The organism is Micromonospora sp. WMMD754 (assembly GCF_049315235.1).
Lineage (GTDB): Bacteria > Actinomycetota > Actinomycetes > Mycobacteriales > Micromonosporaceae > Micromonospora > Micromonospora sediminicola.
This window is the reverse complement of sequence record NZ_CP186058.1, coordinates 2,172,862-2,197,205: the sequence shown is the minus strand read 5'-3', so window position 1 is coordinate 2,197,205 and position 24,344 is coordinate 2,172,862. Positions and strand designations below refer to the sequence as shown.

21 protein-coding genes are annotated in these 24,344 nt (G+C 73.5%); 13 read left to right on the top strand and 8 right to left on the bottom strand.

Annotated features, from left to right (window positions below; all coding sequences use genetic code 11):
* The first annotated feature begins 7 nt into the window (after positions 1-7).
* The 5 genes from ACN27B_RS10600 (at position 8) to ACN27B_RS10580 (ending at position 4,965) form a co-directional block, all read left to right on the top strand.
* Entirely contained in the window at positions 8-460 is a 453-nt protein-coding gene (locus ACN27B_RS10600; protein WP_091565780.1) for an SCP2 sterol-binding domain-containing protein, read from the top strand.
* 2 nt (positions 461-462) lie between these two features.
* On the top strand, positions 463-1,677 hold the full coding sequence (locus tag ACN27B_RS10595) for an acyl-CoA dehydrogenase family protein (protein WP_091565785.1): 1,215 nt from the start codon (positions 463-465) through the stop codon (positions 1,675-1,677).
* Positions 1,678-1,873: 196 nt separating this feature from the next.
* Positions 1,874-3,439, top strand: a complete 1,566-nt coding sequence (locus ACN27B_RS10590; protein WP_422744704.1) for an AMP-binding protein — start codon at positions 1,874-1,876, stop codon at positions 3,437-3,439.
* A gap of 50 nt (positions 3,440-3,489) precedes the next feature.
* Positions 3,490-3,660 carry a hypothetical protein gene (locus ACN27B_RS10585; RefSeq protein ID WP_157779159.1) on the top strand — a complete coding sequence of 57 codons (171 nt, stop codon included), beginning with the start codon at positions 3,490-3,492 and terminating at the stop codon, positions 3,658-3,660.
* A gap of 96 nt (positions 3,661-3,756) precedes the next feature.
* Positions 3,757-4,965 carry a serine hydrolase domain-containing protein gene (locus ACN27B_RS10580; RefSeq protein WP_216642289.1) on the top strand — a complete coding sequence of 403 codons (1,209 nt, stop codon included), beginning with the start codon at positions 3,757-3,759 and terminating at the stop codon, positions 4,963-4,965.
* Here ACN27B_RS10580 and purD read toward each other — a convergent pair.
* From purD to ACN27B_RS10565, 3 genes are all read right to left on the bottom strand, one after another.
* Positions 4,949-6,196, bottom strand: coding sequence for a phosphoribosylamine--glycine ligase (gene purD / locus ACN27B_RS10575; RefSeq protein WP_099164839.1), 1,248 nt, complete (start codon positions 6,194-6,196; stop codon positions 4,949-4,951). The two genes, ACN27B_RS10580 and purD, sit on opposite strands and share 17 nt — an antisense overlap.
* Before the next feature lie 90 nt (positions 6,197-6,286).
* Entirely contained in the window at positions 6,287-7,210 is a 924-nt protein-coding gene (locus ACN27B_RS10570; protein ID WP_422744701.1) for a type IV toxin-antitoxin system AbiEi family antitoxin domain-containing protein, read from the bottom strand.
* Positions 7,211-7,390: 180 nt separating this feature from the next.
* Positions 7,391-8,680, bottom strand: coding sequence for an adenylosuccinate synthase (locus tag ACN27B_RS10565; RefSeq protein WP_091565793.1), 1,290 nt, complete (start codon positions 8,678-8,680; stop codon positions 7,391-7,393).
* Between the two features lie 121 nt (positions 8,681-8,801).
* Here ACN27B_RS10565 and ACN27B_RS10560 point away from each other — a divergent pair, with 121 nt between their 5' ends.
* Entirely contained in the window at positions 8,802-9,800 is a 999-nt protein-coding gene (locus ACN27B_RS10560) for a hypothetical protein (RefSeq protein WP_422744699.1), read from the top strand.
* 74 nt (positions 9,801-9,874) lie between these two features.
* Entirely contained in the window at positions 9,875-11,992 is a 2,118-nt protein-coding gene (locus tag ACN27B_RS10555; protein WP_422744697.1) for a chromosome partitioning protein, read from the top strand.
* 51 nt (positions 11,993-12,043) lie between these two features.
* Here ACN27B_RS10555 and ACN27B_RS10550 read toward each other — a convergent pair whose 3' ends face one another.
* Positions 12,044-12,472, bottom strand: coding sequence for a DUF3151 domain-containing protein (locus ACN27B_RS10550; RefSeq protein ID WP_091565804.1), 429 nt, complete (start codon positions 12,470-12,472; stop codon positions 12,044-12,046).
* Between the two features lie 261 nt (positions 12,473-12,733).
* Here ACN27B_RS10550 and ACN27B_RS10545 point away from each other — a divergent pair, with 261 nt between their 5' ends.
* On the top strand, positions 12,734-13,945 hold the full coding sequence (locus tag ACN27B_RS10545) for an LOG family protein (RefSeq protein ID WP_422744695.1): 1,212 nt from the start codon (positions 12,734-12,736) through the stop codon (positions 13,943-13,945).
* A gap of 99 nt (positions 13,946-14,044) precedes the next feature.
* On the opposite strand, the gene fbaA is transcribed toward ACN27B_RS10545, so the two are convergent.
* Positions 14,045-15,067: a class II fructose-bisphosphate aldolase gene (gene fbaA, locus ACN27B_RS10540; RefSeq protein WP_091565811.1), complete on the bottom strand. Its 1,023-nt coding sequence runs from the start codon at positions 15,065-15,067 to the stop codon at positions 14,045-14,047.
* 162 nt (positions 15,068-15,229) lie between these two features.
* The gene (locus tag ACN27B_RS10535) at positions 15,230-15,613 is read right to left on the bottom strand and encodes a phage holin family protein (protein ID WP_091565815.1); all 384 of its coding nucleotides are present in this window, start codon (positions 15,611-15,613) and stop codon (positions 15,230-15,232) included.
* 138 nt (positions 15,614-15,751) lie between these two features.
* Here ACN27B_RS10535 and ACN27B_RS10530 point away from each other — a divergent pair, with 138 nt between their 5' ends.
* Positions 15,752-15,964 carry a hypothetical protein gene (locus ACN27B_RS10530; RefSeq protein WP_091565819.1) on the top strand — a complete coding sequence of 71 codons (213 nt, stop codon included), beginning with the start codon at positions 15,752-15,754 and terminating at the stop codon, positions 15,962-15,964.
* Here ACN27B_RS10530 and ACN27B_RS10525 read toward each other — a convergent pair.
* Complete coding sequence (locus ACN27B_RS10525; RefSeq protein WP_422744692.1) at positions 15,955-17,007, bottom strand: LCP family protein; 1,053 nt, start codon at positions 17,005-17,007, stop codon at positions 15,955-15,957. The genes ACN27B_RS10530 and ACN27B_RS10525 overlap by 10 nt on opposite strands.
* The gene (locus ACN27B_RS10520) at positions 17,004-17,489 is read right to left on the bottom strand and encodes a SigE family RNA polymerase sigma factor (RefSeq protein ID WP_099163084.1); all 486 of its coding nucleotides are present in this window, start codon (positions 17,487-17,489) and stop codon (positions 17,004-17,006) included. The genes ACN27B_RS10525 and ACN27B_RS10520 overlap by 4 nt, the downstream gene beginning before the upstream one ends.
* Before the next feature lie 168 nt (positions 17,490-17,657).
* On the opposite strand from ACN27B_RS10520, the gene ACN27B_RS10515 reads away from it, so the two are divergent.
* The 4 genes from ACN27B_RS10515 (at position 17,658) to ACN27B_RS10500 (ending at position 24,292) form a co-directional block, all read left to right on the top strand.
* Positions 17,658-19,226 carry an LPXTG cell wall anchor domain-containing protein gene (locus tag ACN27B_RS10515; protein ID WP_099163085.1) on the top strand — a complete coding sequence of 523 codons (1,569 nt, stop codon included), beginning with the start codon at positions 17,658-17,660 and terminating at the stop codon, positions 19,224-19,226.
* A 236-nt stretch (positions 19,227-19,462) separates the two neighbouring features.
* Positions 19,463-20,914, top strand: coding sequence for a 3' terminal RNA ribose 2'-O-methyltransferase Hen1 (locus ACN27B_RS10510; RefSeq protein WP_422744689.1), 1,452 nt, complete (start codon positions 19,463-19,465; stop codon positions 20,912-20,914).
* Complete coding sequence (locus ACN27B_RS10505) at positions 20,911-23,427, top strand: polynucleotide kinase-phosphatase (protein ID WP_422744687.1); 2,517 nt, start codon at positions 20,911-20,913, stop codon at positions 23,425-23,427. The genes ACN27B_RS10510 and ACN27B_RS10505 overlap by 4 nt, the downstream gene beginning before the upstream one ends.
* An 82-nt stretch (positions 23,428-23,509) precedes the next feature.
* Positions 23,510-24,292, top strand: coding sequence for a DedA family protein (locus ACN27B_RS10500; RefSeq protein ID WP_091565846.1), 783 nt, complete (start codon positions 23,510-23,512; stop codon positions 24,290-24,292).
* The last annotated feature ends 52 nt before the right edge of the window (positions 24,293-24,344 follow it).

The window sequence follows — 24,344 nt, the reverse complement described above, 5'->3', positions numbered from 1 at the left end:
TTCCCCCATGACTGACTTCGACCCGGCCAACTTCGCGAACGTCGGCCCGAAGGAGTTCGCGCAGCTGGTCAAGTCCACCCCGGACGACAAGATCGCCGAGATCATGTCCGGCGAGGCGCGCGGCAAGATCCTCAGCGAGGTCTTCAACCGGATGCCCACGCTGTTCCGCGCCGACCGCGCCGGCTCCACCAACGCGGTCATCCACTGGAACATCACCGGTCGTCCGGACGGCGGCACCGACACCTACGAGATCGTCATCGAGAACGGCACCTGCACCGTCTCGGAGACCCCGACCCGGGACCCGAAGCTCAGCCTCACCATGGGCCCGGTCGAGTTCCTGAAGATCGTCTCCGGCGGCGCCAACCCGGTGATGATGTTCATGACCGGCAAGCTGAAGGCCAAGGGCGACCTGGGCCTGGCCGCCAACATCGCCAACCTGTTCGACATCCCCAAGGCCTGACCATGGCCGAGTTCTCGCTCGACCTGAACGAGGAACAGCGGGACCTTCGCGACTGGGTGCACGGCTTCGCCGCCGAGGTCGTGCGCCCGGCCGCGGCCGAGTGGGACGCCCGGGAGGAGACTCCCTGGCCGGTCATCCAGGAGGCGGCGAAGGTCGGCCTGTACGGGTTCGAGTTCCTCGCCACCTGCTGGGCCGACCCCACCGGCCTCTCCCTGCCGATCGCCAGCGAGGAACTCTTCTGGGGCGACGCCGGCATCGGCCTGAGCATCTTCGGCACCGCCCTCGCGGTCGCCGGGATCTACGGCGCCGGCACCCCCGACCAGCTCGTCGAGTGGGTCCCGCAGTGCTTCGGGGACGTCGACTCCCCGGCCGTCGCCGCGTTCTGCACGACCGAGCCGGAGGCCGGCTCCGACGTCGGGTCGATGCGGACCCGCGCCGTCTACGACGAGGCCACCGACGAGTGGGTGCTCAACGGGCAGAAGGCGTACGCCACCAACGGCGGCATCGCCGGCGTGCACGTGGTCACCGCCTCGGTCGAGCCGGAGCTGGGCTCGCGCGGGCAGGCCGCGTTCGTCGTACCCCCGGGCACGCCCGGCCTCAACGCCACCCGCAAGCTGCGCAAGCTCGGGCTGCGCGCCTCGCACACCGCCGACGTCTTCCTCGACGACGTCCGGGTGCCGGGCCGCTGTCTGCTCGGCGGCAAGGACGCCCTGGACGAGCGGCTGGCCCGGGCCCGGTCCGGGCAGCGCGCCTCCGGCCAGGCCGCGATGCGGACGTTCGAACTGTCCCGCCCCACCGTCGGCGCGCAGGCGCTCGGCGTGGCCCGCGCCGCGTACGAGTACGCCCTCGACTACGCCAAGGACCGGGTCCAGTTCGGTCGGCCGATCATCGAGAACCAGGCGGTCGCGTTCGCGCTCGCCGACATGAAGATGGAGATCGACGCCGCCCGGCTGCTGGTCTGGCGGGCGTCCTGGATGGGCCGCAACAACCGGCCGTTCACCGCGGGTGAGGGCTCGATGTCCAAGCTCAAGGCCGGCGAGGTGGCGGTCTCGGTGACCGACCGGGCGGTCCAGCTCCTCGGCGGGGCCGGCTTCCTGCGCGACCACCCGGTCGAGCGCTGGTACCGGGACGCCAAGATCTACACCATCTTCGAGGGAACCTCCGAGATCCAGCGACTGGTCATCTCCCGGGCCATCTCCGGGATGCAGATCCGCTGATCGCCGGCGGACCCCGACCCGACCCGCGACGGCACGCCGTGCCGGGCGTACCCCGTCGCGGGTCGGGCCGCCGGTCCGTGACCGGAGTGGCCACGACCGCGGGTGTCCGCAGGTTGGGCTGATGATCACGCCGGCTGGGCGGACGGACCGCCCGGATGCATGATCGGGAGACCACGAACGCGAAGGAGGTTGCGCCTTGGACCTGCCGTTCATCGTCGCCACGCTCACCCGACGCGGACTGCTCACCCCGGGCCGCCCGATCCGGGTGGCCTCGCAACTGAACGCGCTGCGCCGCTGGGGCTGGAGTCTCGCCGGCGAGCTGCGCCAGGCCGCCGCCCGCGACCCCGGGCGCGTGGCCGTGGTCGACGAGCACGGCGCCGCGCTGACGTACCAGGAACTGCTCGACCGGTCGGAGCGGCTGGCCCGGTCCCTGCGGGCCGGCCTCGGCGTGCGGACCGGCGACCGGGTCGGCCTGCTCTGCCGCAACCACCACGGGCTGATCGAGGCGATCGTCGCGGCGATGCTGCTCGGCGCGGACGCCGTCCTGGTCAACACCGGCCTCTCCGCGGCGCAGTTGGCCACCGTCACGGAGGAGCAGGGCCTGCGGGTCCTGGTGCACGACGCCGAGTTCGCCGAACGTGTCCTCGGTCTCCCGGCCGAGCTGCAGCGGGTCGACGAGCGGCGGCAGGAGGAGCTGATCGCCGGCGCGGTGCCCGGGGACCGGCTCCAGCCGCCGGAGCGGGACGGTCGGACCATCGTGTTGACCTCGGGCACCACCGGCACGCCCAAGGGCGCCCGCCGGCCCACCCCGCACGGCTTCGGCCCGCTGGTGTCCATCATCGACCGGATCCCGCTGCACGCCCGGGACACCGTGATGATCGCCGCGCCCCTCTTCCACACCTGGGGGTACGCCGCCCTCCAGGTCTCCTTCGCGCTGCGGGCCACGGTGGTGCTGCACCGCCGCTTCGATCCGGCCGCCACGGTGGCCGCGCTGGCCGCGCAGCCCTGCGACGCGGTCTTCGCCGTACCGGTGATGCTGCAACGGCTCATGGAGGTGGCGCCGCCGCAGCCCCGGCCGCCGCTCAAGGTGGTCGCGGTCAGCGGCTCGGCCCTGCCCGGCAACCTGGCCACGGCCTTCATGGACCGCTACGGCGACGTGCTCTACAACCTCTACGGCTCGACCGAGGTCTCCTGGGCGTCCATCGCCGGCCCGGCCGAGCTGCGCGCCGCGCCCACCACGGCCGGCCGACCGCCGCACGGCACCCGGCTGGAGATCCTGGACGAGGCCGGCCAGCCGGTCCGCGACGGCCAGGTCGGGCGGATCTTCGTGGGCAACGAGATGCTCTTCGAGGGCTACACCTCGGGCGCCGGCCGGGAGAGCCGCGACGGCCTGCTGGACACCGGTGACCTCGGGCGGCTGAACCCGGACGGCCTGCTCTTCGTGGACGGGCGCGCCGACGACATGATCGTCTCGGGCGGGGAGAACGTCTTCCCCTCCGAGGTCGAGGATCTGATCGCCCGGTTGCCGCAGGTCCGCGAGGTCGCGGTGATCGGCGTGCCCGACCCGGAGTACGGCCAGCGACTGGCCGCGTTCCTGGCGCTGCGGCCCGGCGAGACGCTCGACCCGGAGGCGGTCCGCGAGTACGTCCGGCACTACCTGGCCCGCTTCTCCGTGCCCCGCGACGTGGTCTTCGTCAAGTACCTGCCGCGCAACGCGACGGGCAAGGTGCTCGGGCGCGAACTGCGCCGGTACTTCGGCTGATCGGCCGACCACCTGGGACGGTTTCAGCGGGGTGAGCGGGGAACAGCGCGATGGTCCGACTCCGGCGGCGCACGGCGCTCGGCCTCCTCGTCGGTGGCGCGGCCGCCGGCACGCTCGGCTGGACGATGGCGCTCGACCGGCGCGGGCACCGCGACCCACGGATCGAGCGGGCCACCGCCAACGTGCTCGACCGGATCGTCGGCCGGAGCCGCACCACCTAGGGGTCCGGTCGCGGGGTTCCACCGAGGGCCGACCGGGGTGGGGTGCGGGTGTCACCCGGATGCCCCCGCCGACCGGGGGACGACAGGATCGACGACATGAAGATCATGGATGTCACCCGTCGCCGTGCGGTCGCCGCCGCGCTGGCAGGAGCCCTGGTCGCCACCGTCGTACCGGGCGCCGCCCTCGCCGCGCCGTCCGGTGCCCACGGGCCCGACTGCGCCATCGGCACCCTCGACCCGACCCCGATGCGGCAGGCGATCGCCGGATTACCCACCGGCGACGCCACGAGCGCCCAGGTCCGGATCACCACTCCCGACGGATGCTGGTCCGGCACCAGTGGCGTACGCGCCCTGCGCGGGTCCGCCCCGGTGCCGCCGCACGCCCGCTTCCGCGCCGGCAGCGTCACCAAGGTGTTCACCGCCGCGGTGACGCTGCAACTGGTCGCCGAGGGACGGCTCGACCTGGACGGCACGGTGCAGCGGTACCTGCCCGGCCTGCTGCCCGCCGACTACCCGCCGGTGACCGTCCGCCAACTCCTGAACCACACCAACGGGATACCGAGCCCGACCCTGCCGGGCGGGATCGAGTGGCAGCTCGCCCACCGCTACGACCGGTGGACCCCGGAGCAGATCGTCCGCCTCGGCCTGCGCAACCCGCGCGAGTTCGAGCCCGGCACGGACCAGCACTACACCAACATGGGCTACATCGTGGCCGGCATGCTGATCGAGAAGGTCACCGGACACCCGTACGCCGAGGAGGTGCGGCGGCGCATCGCCCGGCCGCTCGGCCTGCGGGACACGTACGCGCCGGGCGACGACCCGCGTATCCGTGGGCCGCACGCCCACGGCTACCAGGCCGTGGTCCGCGACGGCCGGACCGAGCTGGTCGACGCGACGGTGTGGAGCCAGACCTTCACTCCGGCCGCCGGCAACCTGATCTCCAGCCTGTCCGACCTGGACACCTTCATGACCGCGCTGTTCGCCGGCCGGGTGGTGCCCGAGCCGTGGCTGACCGAGATGTTCACCCGGCCGGTGCTGGCCGACCACACCACCGGCGAGTACAGCGCCGGGCTGACCGCCATGCCGGTCGGCGGGCAGACCCTGTGGCTCAAGACCGGCAGCCGCTACGGCTACCTCGCCGGCGTCGCCGCCACCCGGGACGGCCGGTTCCGGGTGGAATACTCGATCACCGCGACGGACGCGAAGAGCGAGGAGCTGAGCCGGACCGCCCAGGCCGTCATCGGCGCGGCGCTCGGCATGCTGCCGCCCGCCGCGCCGAGGCCCACGGTCAGCCCGGGATCGTGATCCGGCCGTCCACCGCCGCGGACGCGATGTCGCCCCGGTGGTGGGCGCCGGCCAGGTCGACGCCGCGTACCAGCGCGTACGCGGCGTCGCGCGCGGCGGCCAGGTCCGCGCCGGTGGCCGTACCGCAGAGGACCCGGCCGCCCGCGGAGCGCAGCGTGCCGTCGGCGTCCCGGCGGGTGCCGGCGTGGATGATCCCGGCGCGGTCCGCGCCGGTGATCACGTCACCGGTACGCGGGCCCGCCGGGTAGCCCTCGGCCGCGACCACGACGGTGACCGCCGCACCGTCGCGCCAGCGCAGCGGCGGATGCCCGGCCAGCGTGCCGGTGGCGGCGGCGTGCAGCAGCCCGGCCAGCGGGGTCTCCAGCATGGCGAGCACGACCTGGGTCTCCGGGTCGCCGAAGCGCGCGTTGAACTCGATCACGCGGGGGCCGGCCGCGGTGATCGCCAGGCCCACGTAGAGCAGGCCGGCGAACGGGGCGCCCCGGCGGCGCAACTCGGCCAGCGTCGGGTGCACCACGTCGCGCATCACGTCGTCGACCAGGCCCGGCGGGGCCCACGGCAACGGCGTGTACGCCCCCATGCCGCCCGTGTTCGGCCCGGTGTCGCCGTCGCCGACGCGCTTGAAGTCCTGCGCCGGGAGCAGCGGCAGGGCGGCCTCGCCGTCGGTGACCACGAAGAGCGAGACCTCGGGACCGTCGAGGTACTCCTCGATCACCACCCGGCCGCACTCGGCGGCGTGCCGCTCGGCGGCCGCCCGGTCGTCGGTGACGACCACGCCCTTGCCGGCGGCGAGCCCGTCGTCCTTCACCACGTAGGGCGCGCCGAACTCGTCCAGCGCCCGGGCGACGGCCGCCGCGTCGACGCAGGTGTACGCGCGCGCGGTCGGTACGCCGGCGGCGGTCATCACGTCCTTCGCGAACGTCTTCGAGCCCTCCAATTGGGCCGCCTCCGCGCTCGGGCCGAACACCGCGATGCCCTTGGCGCGTACCGCGTCGGCCACCCCGGCCACCAGCGGCGCCTCCGGCCCGACGACCACCAGGTCGGCCGCCACGTCGACGGCGAGCGCCGCCACGGCCGCCGGGTCGGTGGCTGTCACCTCCCGCAGCGACGCGACCTCGGCGATCCCCGGATTACCCGGAGCCGCCACCAGCGCCTCGACGGCCGGATCCGCAGCCAACCCGAGCGCGAGCGCATGCTCCCGCCCACCACCACCCACAAGAAGAACCCGCACGACCGGCATCCTACTGACCCCCACCTCCCACCCCGTCGATCAAGGAGTTTGCGTCCCAGAATCCCGCTCCTGCCGACGCGAACTCCTTGGTCAACAGGCTCGGCGCAGGGCCTGTCGGACCGTGGCCGGGATGTAGTCGGGGCGGAGAGTGTCGGCCCAGGTGAAGCGCAGGATGCGCCAGCCGGCGTTGACGAGACGGTTCTGTCGGAACCGATCGGCGAATACCGCGTCCGGAGTCAGATGCGGCACCCGGCCATCGGCCTCCGCGATCAACCGCGCACCACGCCAGGCGATGTCCCCGATGCCCAGCAGGTGACCGTCGTCGTCCCGGACCTGCAGTTGCAGGGCGTCGGGCGGCACACCACCGTCGACGCATCGGAGCCGGGTGCGGGTCTCCAACGGTGACTGGGCCCGCCCGTCCGCCTCAGCCAGATACCCGCGCGCGGCAACGGCGCCCCGGCGGCGTGCGACGCCCGCTAGCACCATGGGCAGGTCTGCCTCGCTCAGCAGTCCCCGGTTGAGAGCGGAGTCGAGCACAGACACGGCCGCATACCGATTCACGCGCAGGATGAGATCGGAGACCGTGCGGGCCGGACACGTCGTCGGCACCCCGTCGACACGGCAGACCTCTGCCGCATCGAGCCTCAGCTGGTGCAGCTCCAGCCCTGGCTCCGCCCGACGTTGCACGTGCGGACGGGCGGTCGGCACGGAGACGTGGATGGTCGCGGCCGATTGGAGGCCGCCGATACCGTGCAGCTCGGCGGCGGTGTCCAGCACGGCCACCGCGCCCGGACCCAGGCTCGCGACCGTGGCGCGGATCCGGGTGCGCCGCAGGGCGGCCCCCGGCGGATCTGCCATCGGCAGGTAGCAGCCACGCGACAGGCGGATCCAGCGCCCGGACCGGACCAGGTGACGGACCTGGTCCCGGCTGAAGCCGAGCCGCACAGCCTGCGCCGCCGTCACGAACCCGCCCTGCCGGACGACCGCGCGCCTCAGTTCGTCGAAATCACCCACCCGCGCACATTCCCGCGGGCCGCCCACCCCCGAAACCCCTGTGGACAACCCTGTGGAAAGCCCTGCCCACCCGGCCCCACCCCGATCCGTTGATCAAGGAGTTTAGGTCTGACACCGCGCGGAATCCGACGTGAACTCCTTGATCAACAAGGCGGGGTGAGGCCCCCCGGGGGGGGTGGGTTAGGGGAGGAGGGGGTGGCGGAGGACGTTTTCTTCTCGGCCTGGGCCTACTCCGACCACGCTCACGCGGGTGCCCGTGAGTTCCTCGATGCGGGCGATGTAGCGCCTTGCGTTCTCGGGGAGTTCCTGCTCGGTCCTCGCCTTGGTGATGTCCTCCCACCAGCCGTCGAGCTCCTCGTAGATCGGCGTGGCGTGGTGGAAGTCGGTCTGCGTCATCGGCATGTCGTCGAAGCGCTCGCCGTTGATCTCGTACCCGACGCAGATCGGCACCTTGGCCAGGCCGGTCAGCACGTCCAGCTTGGTGACCACCAGGTCGGTGACGCCGTTCAGGCGGCACGCGTAGCGGGCCACCACGGCGTCGAACCAGCCACAGCGGCGCTCCCGGCCGGTGGTGGTGCCGTACTCGTGGCCGATCTTGCGCAGGTGCTGCCCGTTCTCGTCGAACAGCTCGGTCGGGAACGGACCGGAGCCCACCCGGGTGGTGTACGCCTTGCTCACCGCGATGACCTTGGTGATCGCGGTCGGCGGGATGCCCGCGCCCACGCACGCCCCGCCGGCGGTGGGGTTCGACGAGGTGACGAACGGATAGGTGCCGTGGTCCATGTCGAGCATGGTGGCCTGGGCACCCTCCAGCAGCACGGTCTCGCCGCGGTCCAGCGCGTCCCAGAGCATCACCCGGGTCTCCGCGATGTACGGCCGCAGCCGCTCGGCGTAGCGCAGGTATTCCTCGACGGTCTCCTCGACGTCGATCGCCTTGCGGTTGTAGACCTTGAACAGGAGCTGGTTCTTCTCCCGGAGCGCCAGCTCCAGCTTCTTACGCAGGATGCCCGGGTCGAGCAGGTCCTGGAGCCGGATGCCCATCCGGGCGACCTTGTCGCCGTACGCCGGGCCGATGCCCCGGCCGGTGGTGCCGATGCGGGAGCTGCCCAGGTAGCGCTCGACCACCCGGTCCAGTGCCCGGTGGTGCGGCATGATCAGGTGCGCGTCGCCGGAGATGCGCAGCCGGGAGACGTCCACGCCGCGCTCGGCGAGCCCGTCGATCTCCTCCAGCAGCACCTTCGGGTCGACGACCACGCCGTTGCCGATGACGATCATCGCGCTCGGCGAGAGCGCGCCGGACGGCATCAGGTGCAGCGCGTACTTCTGGCCGTCCGGCGTGATCACCGTGTGGCCGGCGTTGTTGCCGCCGGAGTAGCGCACGACGTAGTCGACCCGCTCACCCAGCAGGTCGGTAACCTTGCCCTTGCCCTCGTCGCCCCACTGGGCGCCGAGGAGCACGATCGCTGGCATCTTCTCGCCTCCAGAAGGCTCGGGTGCCAGGCGGCGACCGGTCAGCGAGCCCGGGGTGTCAGGCTAACAAGTAGTGACGACGGGACCGGCAGGGGTTCGTCGAGAAGCAGGAGGCTCCTTCGTGTACGACGTGGTGCTGCTCACCCTCGGCTCGGAGCGGGACGCTCCCGGCGGAGGCTGTGGCAGTGGCGGGGCCTGCTGCGGTAGCACGGACGACGGTGTCGCCACGACCGACCCGGAACGCTGCGAGACGCCCCGCGTGCCGGTGCTGGCCTGCGCGGACGCGCTGACCGCCCGCGGTGCCCGGGTGACCACGGCGACCGCCCGCTCGGACGCCGAGATCGACGAGGTGCTGGCCCGCCTGGACGGCCCGGCCCGCGCCGACGGCCTCACCTGGCCCGACCAGGACGGCAAGACCCGGCTGGTGGTGGCCACGGCCAGTGACGCTCAGTTGCGCGCCGTGCTGCGCCGCATGGTGCGCCGGTACGCCCCGCCGCCCAGCCGCCGCCCGGCGGACCTGGCCGGGAACCGGACGCTGCCCGACCTGCCCCCGGTGGGCGTACTCCCGCTGGACCCGGCCCGGTCCGGCGCGGCGCGGGACCTGGCCGCGCAGCTCGGGCTGCCGCGCGACCCGGCGGCCGTGGCGGCGGCGGTGCTCGACGGCACGGCGCGCCGGCTGGACCTGCTGCGCAACGACGGCGGTTCGGTGACGCTGGACGGCGCGCTGCTCGGCGCCGCCGACGACGCCGGCCGACCGCTGCACTGGCGGGCCCGCGTCGAGGTCGACGGCACAGTGCTCAGCGACGGCAGCGAGCCGATCACGGCCTGCGCGATCGGGAACGCCGGCGGCTACGCGCGCCTCGGCGAGGTGGACCTGCTGGCCGACCCGGACCCGACCGACGGCCGGGTGGCGGTGGCCGTGGCCGTGCCCGTGGTGACCCGGTCCGCGTTGGGCCGGAAGAAGGTCCGGCTGGAGGTACGCCGGGCCCGGGGACGGGCGGTGGCGGTCGTGCCCCGCGACGAGAAGGTGCCCTTCCTCGACGACGGTGTCGAGGGCGAGTTGAGCCGGAAGCGGTCCTGGTGGACCGAGCCCGGCGCCTGGGCGGTCTGGGCGGGCTGACCCCGGTCGATCCTCGCCCGGGTGGCCCGGCTGACCGGACCGCCTATCCTCGGCGGGGGGAATGGGGAGGAACCGTGGTGCACGAGAACGACGACCCGGCACACGTGCCGGGCCGACCGCAGGTGCCGGAGCGGGACGTCGAACCGCTCTGGCCGCCCGAGGAGACCGACGGCGTGGTCACCGCGCCGCCCTGGGCGGCACCGGTCCAGCCGAACATGCCCTGGCCGCTCCCGTTCGGCGAGGCTCCCCCGCCGCCGCCGGTCGTCCCGGCACCCGAGGTGACCCGCCCGGCGGAGCCGGTTCCGCCGCCGGGCGTCCCGGTGCCCGACGCGACCCGCCCGCTGCCGGTCGACCTGGACCTCCCGTTCACGCTCGATCAGCCGGCCCCGGGCACCCCGCCGGCGCCGCGCGTCGACGCCCCGACGGCGGCGGCCACCCACGGGCCGCCGACCGTGCCCGGTTCCGGCGCGCCCACGTCCGGGGCCGACGACGCGCCGCCCGCCGCGCCCGGGACCGATGCGCCCACCTCCGGGACCGACGCGCTGCCCGGCGCGCCCGTGTCCGGGATCGACAGCGACGCGGCCGTGAACGGGCGGGCCGAGTCCCCGTGGGCGCAGCCGCCCCAGCGCGCCGCGTCCGAGACCGCCGGCCCGACGAACCCCGCCGACACCGCAACCGCCGCCGGCGGACCGGCAGCCCCGAACCCCGGGCCGGCGACCGCGGGTCCCGGAAATCCCGGCCCCGCGAGCCCTGACCCCGCGAACCCCGGACCCCCGGGCCCCGGGTCCGGACCCGCACCCGGCCCCGGACCCGGCCCCGGACCCGCGGGCACGGAACCGTCGACCGCCGGGCCGGTGCCCCCCGGGCCCGTCAGCGCCTGGCCGGCCACCGGTTCGGCTCCGGTCCCGTCGCCGTCGACGGACGGGCCGGGCGGGTCCGCGGAGGAGGGCGCGCCCCGACTCGGCCCGTTCCCGCCGTCGCCGGGCGTACCGATGCAGCAGCCGCCCTACGGCAACGGCGCCGCCTACCCGCCGCCGGGGTACCCGCCGCAACCCGGCCAGCCGGGCTGGTACCCGCCCGGTTGGCCGCACCAGAACCCCACGCCGCACCAGAGCCCCGGGCCACACCAGGCCGGAGCGCCGCACCAGGCCGGAGCGCCGCACCAGGCCGGACCCGTCCAGCCGCACACGCCGCCGGCTCCCGGCCCGGCCGGCGCGCCCCCGCAGCCGCCGTACCCGGAGCAGGGCTGGACGCCGCAGCAGGCGGCGCCGCCGACCGCCGAGGACTTCGCCCGCCGCCGCCAGGCCCGACCGGTCGACCCGGTGGCCACCATGGGGGTACGCGCGGTGGTGAACCGGATGGGGCTGGTCCGGCTCGCGCCCGGCCGCCACGAGCAGGAGGTGAAGCGGGACATCGAGATGGTCCGCCGCAACTTCGGCGGACTGCGCCAGGTCACCGTGGTCAACCCCAAGGGCGGCGCCGGCAAGACGGTGGCCATCCTGCTGCTCGCCATGACGTTCGGCCAGAAGCGCGGCGGGTACGTGCTGGCCTGGGACAACAACGAGACCCAGGGCACCCTCGGCATGCGGGCGCAGCAGGACTTCCACGCCCGGACGGTCCGGGACATGCTGCGTGACCTCGCCCAGTTCCAGGGTCCGCACGGTCGCGTCGGCGACCTGTCGCAGTACGTCCGCTCGCAGGGCGAGGGCATGTTCGACGTGCTCGCCTCGGACGAGTCCGCGACCGGCGGCGAGATGCTGACCGCCGCCGCGTTCGCCGAGATCCGCGAGGTGGTCAGCCGCTTCTACAAGCTGATCTTCGTGGACACCGGCAACAACGTCCGGGCGCAGAACTGGCAGGCCGCCATGGACGCCACCGACCAGCTCGTGGTCACCATGTCGGCGCGGAACGACTCGGCCGAGACCGCCGCCCGGATGCTCGACCACCTGGAGCAGAGCGGCCGGCAGCGGTTGGTCCGGCAGGCGGTCACGGTGGTCTCGATGCCGCCGTCCCGCAAGGAGATCGACCTGCCGGCCATCCAGGCGCACTTCGCCGCACGTACCCGGGCGGTGCTGCTGGCGCCGTACGAGCGGCTCATCGACACCGGCGAGCCGCTGCGGTACGGCCAGCTCTCCTCCGCGACGCGGGACGCCTGGTTGAAGATCGCCGCGTCGGTGGCGGAAGGGCTGTAGGACGGGCGCGACGGCCGGTGCCCGGGTCGGGACCGGCCGTCGCGGTAGTGGTCAGGCGCTGGCCAGCGCGTCCCCGGCGGCCGGGTCGCAGTCGCGGAGGAACTGGGCGCAACGGGCGGCCTCATCCGCCTCGCCGATCTCGCCGGCGGCCCGGGAGAGCACGTAGAGGCAGCGCAGGAAGCCCTGGTTCGGAGCGTGCGACCAGGGCACCGGGCCGTGCCCCTTCCAGCCGCTGCGACGCAGCTGGTCGAGGCCCCGGTGGTAGCCGGTGCGGGCGTACGCGTACGCCGGGACGACCTGGCCCGCGGCGAGCGCGCGACCGGCGAGCGCCCCCCAGGCCGCGCTGTAGGTCGGGAAGCGGGCCGCGACCTCGGCGTACGCCTCGTCGGTGCCCTGCTCGACCGCCGTCGCCAGCGTGGCGTCGGCCTCCTCGTCGGCCGGGAGCAGGGTGGCCGGGGGCTCAGGCAACAGGTTCTGCATCGCCCCATTCAACCCGCTTCGCCCTGGGGCGCGCGAGGGGGTCGGGCGGGTCGGGTGGCTGAACGGCTGAGGGTTTCGTCACGCCTGCGGCGGGAGCGGACGTACCCGCGGCCCATGCCGCCGGCGTGGTTCTTGCACTACAACTACAGATCCGGAGCCTCCCCAGGACCCGGTTACGCAGGAGCCCGGCGGCGTGCCCGCCGGGCTCCTGTCCGTACCGCCCGGGTTTGCGACGTTGCCCGCCCGGGGCAGGATGATCGGGTGCCGACCCCACCACCCGCGGACGTCATCGAGCCGCACGCGCCTCACGTCGACGAGGTCCAGACCCGCGCCGAGTTCGACCGGCGGCTGGCCGGGGGGACCCTCGCCGGCCTGACCGTGCAGGGCCTCCGCCTCGACCTGGACCCGGTCCCCGACCTGCGCGCCGTCGACGTCGCCGGCACGCTCTTCGTGGGCTGCCGGTTCGCCGACCGGGAGGTGGGCGCCGACCTGGTCCGGCGCGGCGCCAACGTGGTCCCGCCGTTCTCCGGCCTGCCCTACCCGACCCAGCCGTCCCACCTCTACACGGCCGACGAACTGGCCGCCGGCTTCGCCGAGGGCGGGTTCACCCAGATGTACGACACCCGGGTGTACGCGCACTTCCGGGCGCACGGCGGGGCCCTGCCGGACGTCCGGGAGGCGCTCGGCCAACGGCTGCACGACCACGGCGTGGACAACGCGCTCGCCGACGCCACCCGCGCCTGGCTGGCCGTGCACGGCCCGCAGTCGGTGGTGGGCGTGATGGGCGGACACGCGGTCCCGCGCGGCAGCGTCGCGTACCGGATGGCGGCGGTGCTGGGCTGGGAGCTGGCGCGGGCCGACCGGCTGGTGGTGACCGGCGGCGGTCCGGGCGTGATGGAGGCGGCGAACCTGGGCGCGTTCCTCGCCGCCTGGCCGGCGGACGAGCTGTCCGCCGCGATCGACCTGCTCGCCGTCGCGCCGGACTTCACCGACCACGACCGCTACACGGCGGCGGCGCTGGCGGTGCGCAAGCGGTACGCGGACGGCCCGTCGCTGCCCTCACCCCGACCGGCGGCGCCCGACACGGAGTGGGCCCGGTCCGGCGGGCTGGCCATCCCCACCTGGCTGTACGGCCACGAGCCGGCGAACCTGTTCGCGGGCCGGATCGCCAAGTACTTCTCCAACGCCATCCGGGAGGACACCATCCTGCGCCTGGCCCGGGGCGGGATCGTGTTCGCGCCCGGCCGGGCCGGCACGGTGCAGGAGGTGTTCCAGGCGGCCACCAAGACGTTCTACGGCACCGACGGGGCGAGCGGGGCGTACGTCTTCCTCGACCGCGCGTTCTGGACCGCCGAGCTGCCGGTCGAGTCGCTGCTGCGGCCGCTCTTCGCCGCCTCCCCGTTCGGTGACCTGTCGCACACGATCCACCTCACCGACGACGTCCGCGAAGCCGTCGCGCTGCTCGTGCGCTGACCGTGCAAGGAAGGGCCCCTTGTTAACGCCTGCGGTAGAGGAAGGGCCCCTTGTTAACAGCGAGCTGTTAAGAAGGGGCCCTTCCTTACATCAGGGGTGTCACTTCATGGTGGTGCCGGTGGAGCGCAGGTGCTCGCAGGCCTCCACCACGCGGGCGGCCATGCCGGCCTCGGCGGCCTTGCCCCAGACGCGCGGGTCGTACATCTTCTTGTTGCCGACCTCGCCGTCGACCTTCAGCACACCGTCGTAGTTGCGGAACATGTGGTCCGCGACCGGGCGGGAGAACGTGTACTGGGTGTCGGTGTCGATGTTCATCTTCACCACGCCGTAGTCCAGCGCCTCCCGGATCTCCGACAGCAGCGAGCCGGAACCGCCGTGGAAGACCAGGCTGAGCGGCTTCTCCTTGCCGTACTTGGCACCGACCGCGTCCTGGATCTGCTTGAGCACCTCGGGGCGGAGCTTCACGTTGCCCGGCTTGTAGACGCCGTGCACGTTGCCGAAGGTCAGCGCCGCCATGTAGCGGCCCTTCTCGCCCAGGCCCAGCGCCTCGACCATGGCCAGGCCGTCCTCGACGGTGGTGTAGAGCTTGTCGTTGATGGCGTTCTCGACGCCGTCCTCCTCGCCACCGACGACGCCGACCTCGATCTCCAGGACGATCTTGCCCTTGGCGGCCTCGGCGAGGAGCTGCTCGGCGATCTCCAGGTTCTCCGCCACCGGCACGGCCGAGCCGTCCCACATGTGCGACTGGAACAGTGGCTCCTGGCCGTTCTTGACGCGCTCCTGAGAGATCGCCATCAGCGGCCGGACGAACTTGTCCAGCTTGTCCTTCGGGCAGTGGTCGGTGTGCAGCGCGATGTTCACCGGGTACTTCTTGGCCACCTCGTGCGCGTACGCGGCGAACGCGCTCGCGCCGGTCACCATGTCCTTGATCGACGGGCCGGACAGGTATTCCGCGCCGCCGGTGGAGACCTGGATGATGCCGTCGCTCTCCGCGTCGGCGAAGCCCTTGAGCGCCGCGTTCAGCGTCTGCGAGGAGGTCACGTTGATCGCGGGGTACGCGTACCGGCCGGCCTTGGCCCGGTCCAGCATCTCCGCGTAAGCCTCGGGGGAAGCGATGGGCATGTCGAACGCTCCTTACTTACCGCTCTCGGCCGTGCAGGCCGCTGTCTTCCATGGAGGCGGCCGTTCCGGCCGCTGACTTCCACGGGTACGCCGGACCGCGCTGTCCACCGCGGGCAGTATCCCGTAGGAGCGCCGGCAGGGCACAACCGACCCGGCGCCGGCTCACCGCTCCTCCAGGCGGTCCGGCACGACGACGCTGATCAGCCAGCTCACCACGGCGACCACGATGGCCCCCCAGAAGGCGGCCCAGAAGCCGTCCACGTGGAAGGGCAGCTTCAACAGGCCGGCGATCCAGTCGGTGAGCAGGAACAGCAGGGCGTTCACCACGAGCGCGAACAGACCGAGCGTGAGCAGGTAGAACACGCAGCCGAACACCTTGATGAGCGGCTTGAGCACGGCGTTGACCACGCCGAAGACGAGCGCCACCACGATCAGGGTGAACACGGTGGTGCCACCGTTGCGGCCGGTCACCTCCACCCCGGGCACGATCAGCGTGGTGACCCACAACGCGATCGCGGTGATCGCCAGTCGGATCAGGAAGCCCACGGGACCATCCTGGCAGGGGCCACGCGCCGGGGAGGGGACAATCGCCGACTCCACCGTTCCGCCCGGCGCCGAGCGGAGGCCCGGACCAGCCCGTACGGTGGTGGTGGCAGACGCCCGCACGAGACGCAGGGAGGGACGATGGGTCAGCCCGACGAGGACTTCGCCCCGAGTGACCACCTCGCTCCGGAGGAGCGGGATCTCGAGGCGGAGCCGGCCGACGCGGTCGAGCAGGCCGCCTCGGCCACCCCGGACGACACCGACGGCGAGCCGCACCGGGGCCTGGAGGTCGCCGACTGGGACGCGATGGAGCAGGCCCGGGTGGTCACCGCCGACGAGGACGACTACCGCTGACGCAGGGGCGTGACGTGGTCCGGGTGGGCGGCGGTCCAGCCGGCCACCCGGTCCGTGCGTAGCGCGTCCAGGAAGCCTGGGGCGAGCGTCGGGTCCGGCTGTTCGAAGCCGCGGTCCGTCCAGTCCTCGTAGCGGATCGGCAGGCCGAGCGCGACCGGCTCGGCGGCGGCGGCCCGCGCGACCACCGACAGCAGCAGCGGCAGGGACGTCCCACCGGTGTCGACGGTCAGCCCCGGGCCGATCTCACCGACCAACCGGCCGAGCCGCGCCGGGTCGGTCAGTGTCCCCCGCTCCCGCACCTGCCGCAGCAGGCCGGCCGCGTACCGGGTGGCGTTGCGGTCCCGGTCCAGCCCGCCCTCGCGCAGGCCGTACCGCTGGCGGAGCAGGTCCACCGCCCGGGTGCCGTCGAGCCGCTGGCAGCCGGCGGGGAACCGGTGGTCGGTGTGCACCGAGCGCACCGGCGCCGGCAGGCAGACCGGCACGCCGCCGACCTCGTCGGTCAGCTCGCGGGTCGCGGCGTAGGTCAGCACCGCGCCGGCGTCGACGCGTACCCCGGTCAGCCGGGTGACCGCCTGGCGGGTGGCCCGGTAGCCGGCGGCCAGGTCCCCCGACGCGGCGGCCCGGGAGAAGGTCGCGTTGATCTTGCCGGCGGCGCCGTCCGGCATGGGCACCAGCAGGTCGCGCGGGATGGAGACGAGGTAGATCCGGCTCCGGTCGGCCGGCACGTGCACCAGCAGGATCGAATCGGCCCGCCGGTCCGGGCCCGCCTGGTCGACGCCGAGCAGCAGCACGTTCATCGCCCCCGTGGGGATGGACGTCGGCGCGGCGGCCGGCGGGGCGGGTGCCGGCGGCCGGGGCGCGACCACGGTGAACCCGACCAGCGCCGTCGCGGTGACCGCCAGCGCGGTGCCGGCGAGGCGCACCCGGCGACGACGGCGACGGCGACGCACCACCGCCTGGTCGATGGCGGCGCGGACCGGGCCGGTCGGCGGGGCCAGCTCCTCGTGGCGGGCGAACGCCGCCCGCAGCTCGTCCTCGGTCATGAGCAGACCTCCACGTGTTCGGCTCGGAGGGTGGCCAGGGCGCGCGAGATGCTGGACCGGACGGTGCCGACCGCGCAGCCGAGCACCTCGGCGATCTCCGCGTCGGGCAGGTCCTCGTAGTAGCGCAGCACCAGCGCCGCGCGCTGCCGGCGCGGCAGCCCGGACAGCCAGGTCCAGACCTGGTCCCGGTCCACCGCGGACTGCGCGTGGTCCGCCGGTGCCGGCACCGTCTCGTCCGGCTCGCCGCGCAGCAGCACCCGACGGGCCCACGAGCCGCGCCGCCAGTCGACGAACTGGTTGGTCAGCATCCGGCGCACGTACCGTTCCGGCACGTCGCTGCGCGCCACCCGGCGCCAGTTCAGCTGGACCCGGACCATGGTCTCCTGCACCAGGTCCTGGGCCTGGTGCGGGTCACCGGTCAGCATGACCGCGTACCGCAGCAGGGCGCCCAGCCGCGCGTCGGCGAACTCCTCGTACGTCACTGCACCTCCCGGTGTCCCGATTGGTGGACGGGTACGGGCGGCCGGAACGTTGCGGCAACCGTGATCAACCGTTCGGTCAATGTTCGCCGACCGGGGCAGCGGGTCGACTTAAGGAATCTTTAAGCTCCACGGGCTCCACCTGATCACCCCCACGGGAGGACCCCCCTCATGCTCAGCAACTCCACCCGGCGCTGGCTCGCCGGGTTGGGCGTCGCAGGCGCGTTCGTCGCCGCCTCCGCCACCTCCGCCGCGGCCGCGGATCCGGCCGTTCAGCTTGCGCTCTACTTCCCGAACACCACCGTCGCCCTTGACAGTGAGGGCAAGGTCGAGACGCCCTACATCTACGCCAGTGAGCCGGTCGTGGTGAACAACCTGACCGTTCGCTACGACTACTCCGGGCTCGCCGGCAAGGCGAAGATCACCCCGGAGATCGCGGGCGACTGCACCACCCCGGAGAAGAACGTCCTGCTCTGCCAGGAGCACTTCGAGGTCGGTATCGACGAGTGGGGCATGGCCGGCCTGCTCAACATCAACATCGCGCCGGTCGACGGCGCGAAGGACGGCGACTCCGGCGACCTCAAGGTCACGGTCAGCGCCGACGGCGTGACCTCGGCCAGCCACACCGCCAAGGTGAAGGTCGGCGAGAGCGTCGACCTCGCCGGCGGCCCCGAGGTGACCCGCACCGCCGCCCCGGGTGGCTCCTTCACCGCGCCGCTCGCCCTGCGCAACGCCGGTGAGACGACCGCCAAGGGCGCCGTGGTGGTCTTCGACCAGGACTACGGCATCCGGACCAGCAAGCACTACAGCAACTGCACCTACGCCGAGGACTGGCTGCGCACCTGCACCTTCCCCGACCTCTCCGTGGCGGCCGGCGAGACCTTCGCGGCGACCGTGCCCTACACGGTGGCCAAGGACGCGTACGCCCCCGGCGCCGACTACGCGTACCACAACTGGATGACGGTCGCGGAGTTCGACGACTTCGTCGACTACCTGGACAGCCGGGACATCTCCGTCGGCGAGCCGGGCACCGACGGGCCGCTGGTGCTCACCAAGCAGTCCTCCGTGCAGGCGCGGTCCTTCCAGGCCGACCCGAACCCGGAGAACAACTGGTCCGGCATGGAGGTCAAGATCACCGGGAAGAACGGCGTCGACCTCGCCGCCATCGGTGACTCGGTGACCGGCAAGGCCGGCGACGTGGTCAAGGCGACCGTGGGCGTCCGCAACAACGGTCCCGCCACGCTCGACTTCGGTCGGAGCGGATCGTCCGTCACCAAGATCGACTTTACCGTTCCGACCGGGACCACCGCGGTCGAGGTGGCCGACAACTGTGTGCCGCTCAAGGACAACGAGGGTGACTGGGAGGAGCCGGGCACCCCGGGCGCCAAGGCCTACCGCTGCTACACGGGCATCTTCCTGAAGGCCGGCGAGGAGCAGACCGTCGAGTTGGGCCTCCGCATCGACAAGGTGATCCCGAACGCGACCGGCGCCGTGGTCATCAACGCCAAGTGCGAGTGCGACGGCTTCCAGGACGACACCAACAAGGCCAACGACGCCGCGAAGCTCGTGGTGAACGCCGCTCCGGGTGGCGACGGCGGCCAGGGTGGCGGTGACGGCGGCACGCTGCCGATCACCGGTTCCTCCACCGGCCTGATCGCCGGCATCGGCGCGCTGCTGCTCGCCGCCGGCTTCGGCGGCTACGTGGTGGCCCGCCGCCGCAAGACCCGCTTCGTCGCCTGACCAAGCACACCGAGGTGCCCCGCCGACCACCCCGGTCGGCGGGGCACCGCCGTATCCGAAGCACCACGAAAGACCAACCCACACAGCGCCATGCGGACGGAGAACGACCACGTCAGGTTTCCGGGGAGCCCGACCCGCGCAGGGATCAAGCCTGACCGCCCGGAGCGGGTCGGGCTCCCCGGAAACCCCCACCGCGACCAAAGAAATTGATCGACACTACTGAGAGCATCAACCACGTGCTGCTGACCCTCACCACGACCCACCGTCCCGCGACCGACCTCGGCCACCTCCTCGTGAAGCACCCGGACCGCGTGCAGAGCTTCGACCTGCCCGCCGGCGTCGCGCACGTGTTCTACCCCGAGGCGGACGAGGCGCGGTGCACGGCGGCGCTGCTGGTCGAGGTCGACCCGCTGAAGCTGGGCGCCGGTCGGGGCCGCCGGCAGGCGACCGCGCCGGAGGGCTCCACCCTCGGGCAGTACGTCAACGACCGCCCGTACGCGGCGTCCAGCCTGCTCTCCTCCGCGCTGGCGAAGGTCTTCCGCTCGGCGCTGCGCGGCGAGTCGCGGGACCGCGCGGAGCTGGCCGCCACCGCGATCCCGCTGACCGTACGGGTGCCGGTGCTGCGCTGCCGGGGCGGCGCGGAGCTGGCGGTACGGGTGTTCGCCCCGCTCGGCTGGACCGTGACGGCCACGCCGATCCCGCTCGACGAGACGTACCCGGAATGGGGTGACAGCCGGTACGTCGACCTGACGCTGACCGGCACGCTGCGCCTCGCCGACGCCCTCAACCACCTGTACGTGCTGCTGCCCGTGCTGGACGACGCCAAGCACTACTGGGTCGCGCCGGACGAGGTGGACAAGCTGCTGCGGGCCGGCTCCGGCTGGCTGGCCGACCACCCGGAGCGGGGCCTGATCACCCGGCGCTACCTGGCGCACCGGCGGGCCCTGGCCGGTACGGCGCTGGCCCGCCTCGCCGAGCTGCGCCTGGCCGACGAGCCCGACGCCGACGACAGCATCGACCCGACCGCCGACGACGCCGGCCCGGCCGGGGACCCGCGACGGGTCCCACTGGCCGCACAGCGGCGGGAGGCGGTGCTCGCCGCGCTGCGGGACAGCGGCGCGAGCCGGGTCGTGGACCTGGGTTGCGGCGGCGGCGCGCTGCTCACCGCGCTGGTCGCCGACCGGCGGTTCACCGAGGTGGTCGGCGTCGACGTCTCCGACCGGGCGCTCGGTCTGGCCGCCCGCCGGTTGCGGCTGGACCGGCTGCCCGAGCGGCAGCGGGACCGCATCCACCTGCGACAGTCCGCGCTGACCTACCGGGACGACCGGCTGCGCGGCTACGACGCGGCGGTGCTGATGGAGGTGGTGGAGCACCTCGACCCGCCGCGACTGCCGGCGCTGGAGGACGCGGTGTTCGGTCACGCCCGACCGGGCACCGTGGTGGTGACCACCCCGAATGTCGAGTACAACGTCCGCTACGAGGGGTTGGCGCCGGGTCGGTTCCGGCACGCCGACCACCGGTTCGAGTGGACCCGGGCGGAGTTCGCCGCCTGGGTCGAGCGGGTGGCGGCGGCGCACGGCTACACGGCCACCATCACCGGGGTGGGCGACGCCGACCCGGAGGTGGGCACCCCGACGCAGCTGGCGGTGCTGACCCGCAACGACCGGAAGGAGGAGACGACCCGATGACCGTCCTGGACATTCCCGAACTCGCCCTGGTGGCGCTGGTCGGCGTCTCCGGCTCCGGCAAGTCCACGTTCGCCCGCCGGCACTTCGCGGCCAGCCAGGTGCTCTCCTCGGACACCTTCCGTGGCCTGGTGGCGGACGACGAGAACGACCAGTCCGCGTCCGGCGACGCGTTCGACGCGCTGCACCACGTGGCCGGGATCCGGCTGCGGCGGGGCCGGCTGACCGTGGTCGACGCGACCAACCTCCAGCCGCACGCCCGGGCCGGGCTGATCCGGGTGGCCCGGGAGCACGACGTGCTGCCGGTGGCGATCGTGCTGGACGTGCCGGAGGCGGTGGCCTGGGAGCGCACCGAGGCCCGCGCCGACCGGACGCACGGCCGGCAGGTGCTCACCCGGATGCGCCGCGACCTGCGGCAGTCGTACGGGCGGCTGGCCCGCGAGGGCTTCCGCAAGGTGCACGTGCTGCGCGGGGTGGAGGAGATCGACGCCGCGGAGATCCGCTTCGAGCGGCTGTTCAACGACCGGCGGGAGCTGACCGGCCCGTTCGACGTGGTCGGGGACGTGCACGGCTGCCGCGCCGAGCTGGAGACGCTGCTGTCCCGGCTCGGCTACGTGCTGCGGCACGACGACGCGGGCCGCCCGGTGGACGCGGCGCACCCGTCGGGGCGTACCGCGGTGTTCGTGGGTGACCTGGTCGACCGCGGCCCGGACTCGCCCGGCGTGCTCCGCCTGGTCATGGGCATGGTGGCGGCCGGCCACGCGATCTGCGTGCCGGGCAACCACGAGCAGAAGCTGCTGCGCAAGCTGCGCGGCCGGGACGTCCGGCTCACCCACGGCCTGGCCGAGACGATGGAGCAGCTCGCCGCCGAGACGCCGGAGTTCGTCGCCGAGGCGGAGACGTTCATCGACGGTCTGGTCAGCCACTACGTGCTGGACGGCGGGCGGCTCGTGGTGGCGCACGCCGGCCTGAAGGAGGCCTACCACGGCCGGGCGTCCGGCCGGGTGCGGTCGTTCGCGCTCTACGGCGAGACCACCGGCGAGACCGACGAGTACGGCCTGCCGGTGCGCTACCCGTGGGCCCGCGACTACCGGGGCTCGGCCATGGTCGTGTACGGGCACACCCCGACGCCCGAGCCGGAGTGGATCAACAACACCATCTGCCTGGACACCGGCTGCGTGTTCGGCGGCAAGCTGACCGCGCTGCGCTACCCGGAGAAGGAGCTGGTCGCGGTCCCGGCGGTGCAGGAGTGGTACGCCCCGGCCCGCCCGCTGGTGCCGCCCCCGCCGGCCCGCCCGGACACCGTGCTCGACCTGGCCGACGTGACCGGGCGGCGGCACCTCACCCACGCGTACGGGTCGCTGACCGTGCCGGCGGAGAACGCGGCCGCCGCGCTGGAGGTGATGAGCCGGTACGCGGTGGACCCGGGTCGGCTGGTCTGGTTGCCGCCGACCATGGCGCCCTGCTCGACGTCCACCGTCGAGGGGTTCCTGGAGCACCCGGCCGAGGCGTTCGCCGACTACCGTGCGGCCGGCGTCGACCGGGTGGTCTGCGAGGAGAAGCACATGGGCTCGCGGGCCGTGGTGCTGGTGGAACGGGAGCCGGGCCGGTTCGGCGGCGGCGCCGTGCACACCCGTACCGGTCGGCCGTTCTTCGGTCCGCCGCTCGACGACGAGCTGCTGGCCCGGGTGCGCGCGGCGGTCACCACCGCCGGCCTCTGGGCCGAGCTGGACACCGACTGGCTGCTGCTCGACGCGGAGTTGCTGCCGTGGTCGGCGAAGGCGGGCGGGCTGATCCGTGAGCAGTACGCCGGGGTGGGCGCGGCCGGCCGGGCGGCGCTGCCGGCGGTGCTCGCCACGCTGCACGCCGCCGCGGGGCGCGGCCTGCCGGTGACGGAGCTGCACGCCCGGACCGCCGAGCGGGCGGCCGAGGTGACCGCCTACTCGGCGGCGTACCGGGCGTACGTGGGTCGCACCGACGGGCTGCGCGGGGTGACGCTCGCGCCGTTCGCCGTGCTGGCCGGCGCGGGCACGAGCTACGCGGACCGGGACCACGGGTGGCACCTGGCGTTGGCCGACCGGCTCTGCGCGGCCGACCCGGAGTTCTTCACCCCGACGCGTCGGCGGGTGGTGGAGCTGGCCGACGAGGCGGCGGTGGCGGCCGCGACGGACTGGTGGCTGGCGCTGACCGGGTCCGGCGGCGAGGGCATGGTGGTCAAGCCGTACGCCGGCCCGGCCGCCCGCTCGCCGAAGGGCTCGCTGCTCCAGCCGGGGATCAAGTGCCGCGGTCGGGAGTACCTGCGGATCATCTACGGCCCCGGCTACACCGGGGCGGGTCAGCTCGCCGCGTTGCGGCGGCGCTCGCTGGGCCGCAAGCGCGGGCTGGCGCTGCGTGAGCACGGCCTGGGCCTGGCCGCCCTGGACGCGCTGGCCGAGGACGCCCCGCTCTGGCGCCGCCACGAGCTGGTCTTCGCGATCCTCGCCTGCGAGTCCGAACCCGTGGACCCGCGCCTGTAGACGACGGTGGGCCCGGTCCGGCGCGACGCCGGACCGGGCCCGGGTAACCTGTGTGGCCGTGGACACAGCTGAGAAGACCCGGATGATCTCCGAGAACGTGGCGCTGAACCCGCTCGATCCGAAGGACCTCATCCACACCTTCGGGATGATCGGCGTCTGGGCGATCCTGTTCGCCGAGACCGGCCTGCTGGTCGGGTTCTTCTTCCCGGGCGACTCGCTGCTCTTCCTGGCCGGGGTGGCCGCCTCCCCGGTGGCCGACGCGATCTTCGGCGACGGCACCCGGCTCTCGCTGGCCGGGCTGATGATCGGCGGCCCGCTCTGCGCGATCGCCGGCGCCCAGCTCGGGCACTGGCTCGGCGCACGCTACGGCCGGCGCATGTTCGACAAGCCCAACTCCCGCCTCTTCAAGCGGGAGTACGTGGAGAAGGCGGAGTACTACTTCCAGAAGTTCGGCCCGGCCAAGGCCGTGGTGCTGGCCCGCTTCATCCCGATCGTGCGGACGTTCCTCAACCCGGTGGCCGGCGTGCTCGGCATGCCGGCCCGGCAGTTCTTCGTCTGGAACGTGGTCGGCGCGATCCTCTGGGTGGACGGCATCCTGCTGATCGGCTACCTGCTGGCCCGCCAGATCTACGACGCCATCGGCGACAAGATCGACCGGTACATCCTGCCGGTGGTCGCGCTGATCATCGTGATCTCGGTGCTGCCGATCTTCTTCGAGTTCCTCCGCGACCGGAAGGCGCGCAAGCGCGGCGAGGCGGTGGCGGTGATCGCGGCGGCGACCGCGGCCGGCGCGGTGGAGGCCGCCCGGGACGCCGTCGACGGCGACGACCACCCGCACGGGCACGGCGGGCAGCACCGCCGCTGACCGCGCGGACACCGAAGGCCGGCCCCCGGACGGGAGCCGGCCTTCGCACATG

Excerpts from the sequence above, each read along its gene's own strand:
- ACN27B_RS10600 (WP_091565780.1), top strand. The coding sequence starts at position 8 with ATGACTGACTTCGACCCGGCCAACTTCGCGAACGTCGGCCCGAAGGAG.
- ACN27B_RS10595 (WP_091565785.1), top strand. The coding sequence starts at position 463 with ATGGCCGAGTTCTCGCTCGACCTGAACGAGGAACAGCGGGACCTTCGC.
- ACN27B_RS10585 (WP_157779159.1), top strand. The coding sequence starts at position 3,490 with ATGGTCCGACTCCGGCGGCGCACGGCGCTCGGCCTCCTCGTCGGTGGC.
- ACN27B_RS10580 (WP_216642289.1), top strand. The coding sequence starts at position 3,757 with ATGAAGATCATGGATGTCACCCGTCGCCGTGCGGTCGCCGCCGCGCTG.
- ACN27B_RS10565 (WP_091565793.1), bottom strand. The coding sequence starts at position 8,680 with ATGCCAGCGATCGTGCTCCTCGGCGCCCAGTGGGGCGACGAGGGCAAG.
- ACN27B_RS10550 (WP_091565804.1), bottom strand. The coding sequence starts at position 12,472 with ATGCAGAACCTGTTGCCTGAGCCCCCGGCCACCCTGCTCCCGGCCGAC.
- fbaA (WP_091565811.1), bottom strand. The coding sequence starts at position 15,067 with ATGCCCATCGCTTCCCCCGAGGCTTACGCGGAGATGCTGGACCGGGCC.
- ACN27B_RS10530 (WP_091565819.1), top strand. The coding sequence starts at position 15,752 with ATGGGTCAGCCCGACGAGGACTTCGCCCCGAGTGACCACCTCGCTCCG.
- ACN27B_RS10525 (WP_422744692.1), bottom strand. The coding sequence starts at position 17,007 with ATGACCGAGGACGAGCTGCGGGCGGCGTTCGCCCGCCACGAGGAGCTG.
- ACN27B_RS10515 (WP_099163085.1), top strand. The coding sequence starts at position 17,658 with ATGCTCAGCAACTCCACCCGGCGCTGGCTCGCCGGGTTGGGCGTCGCA.
- ACN27B_RS10505 (WP_422744687.1), top strand. The coding sequence starts at position 20,911 with ATGACCGTCCTGGACATTCCCGAACTCGCCCTGGTGGCGCTGGTCGGC.
- ACN27B_RS10500 (WP_091565846.1), top strand. The coding sequence starts at position 23,510 with ATGATCTCCGAGAACGTGGCGCTGAACCCGCTCGATCCGAAGGACCTC.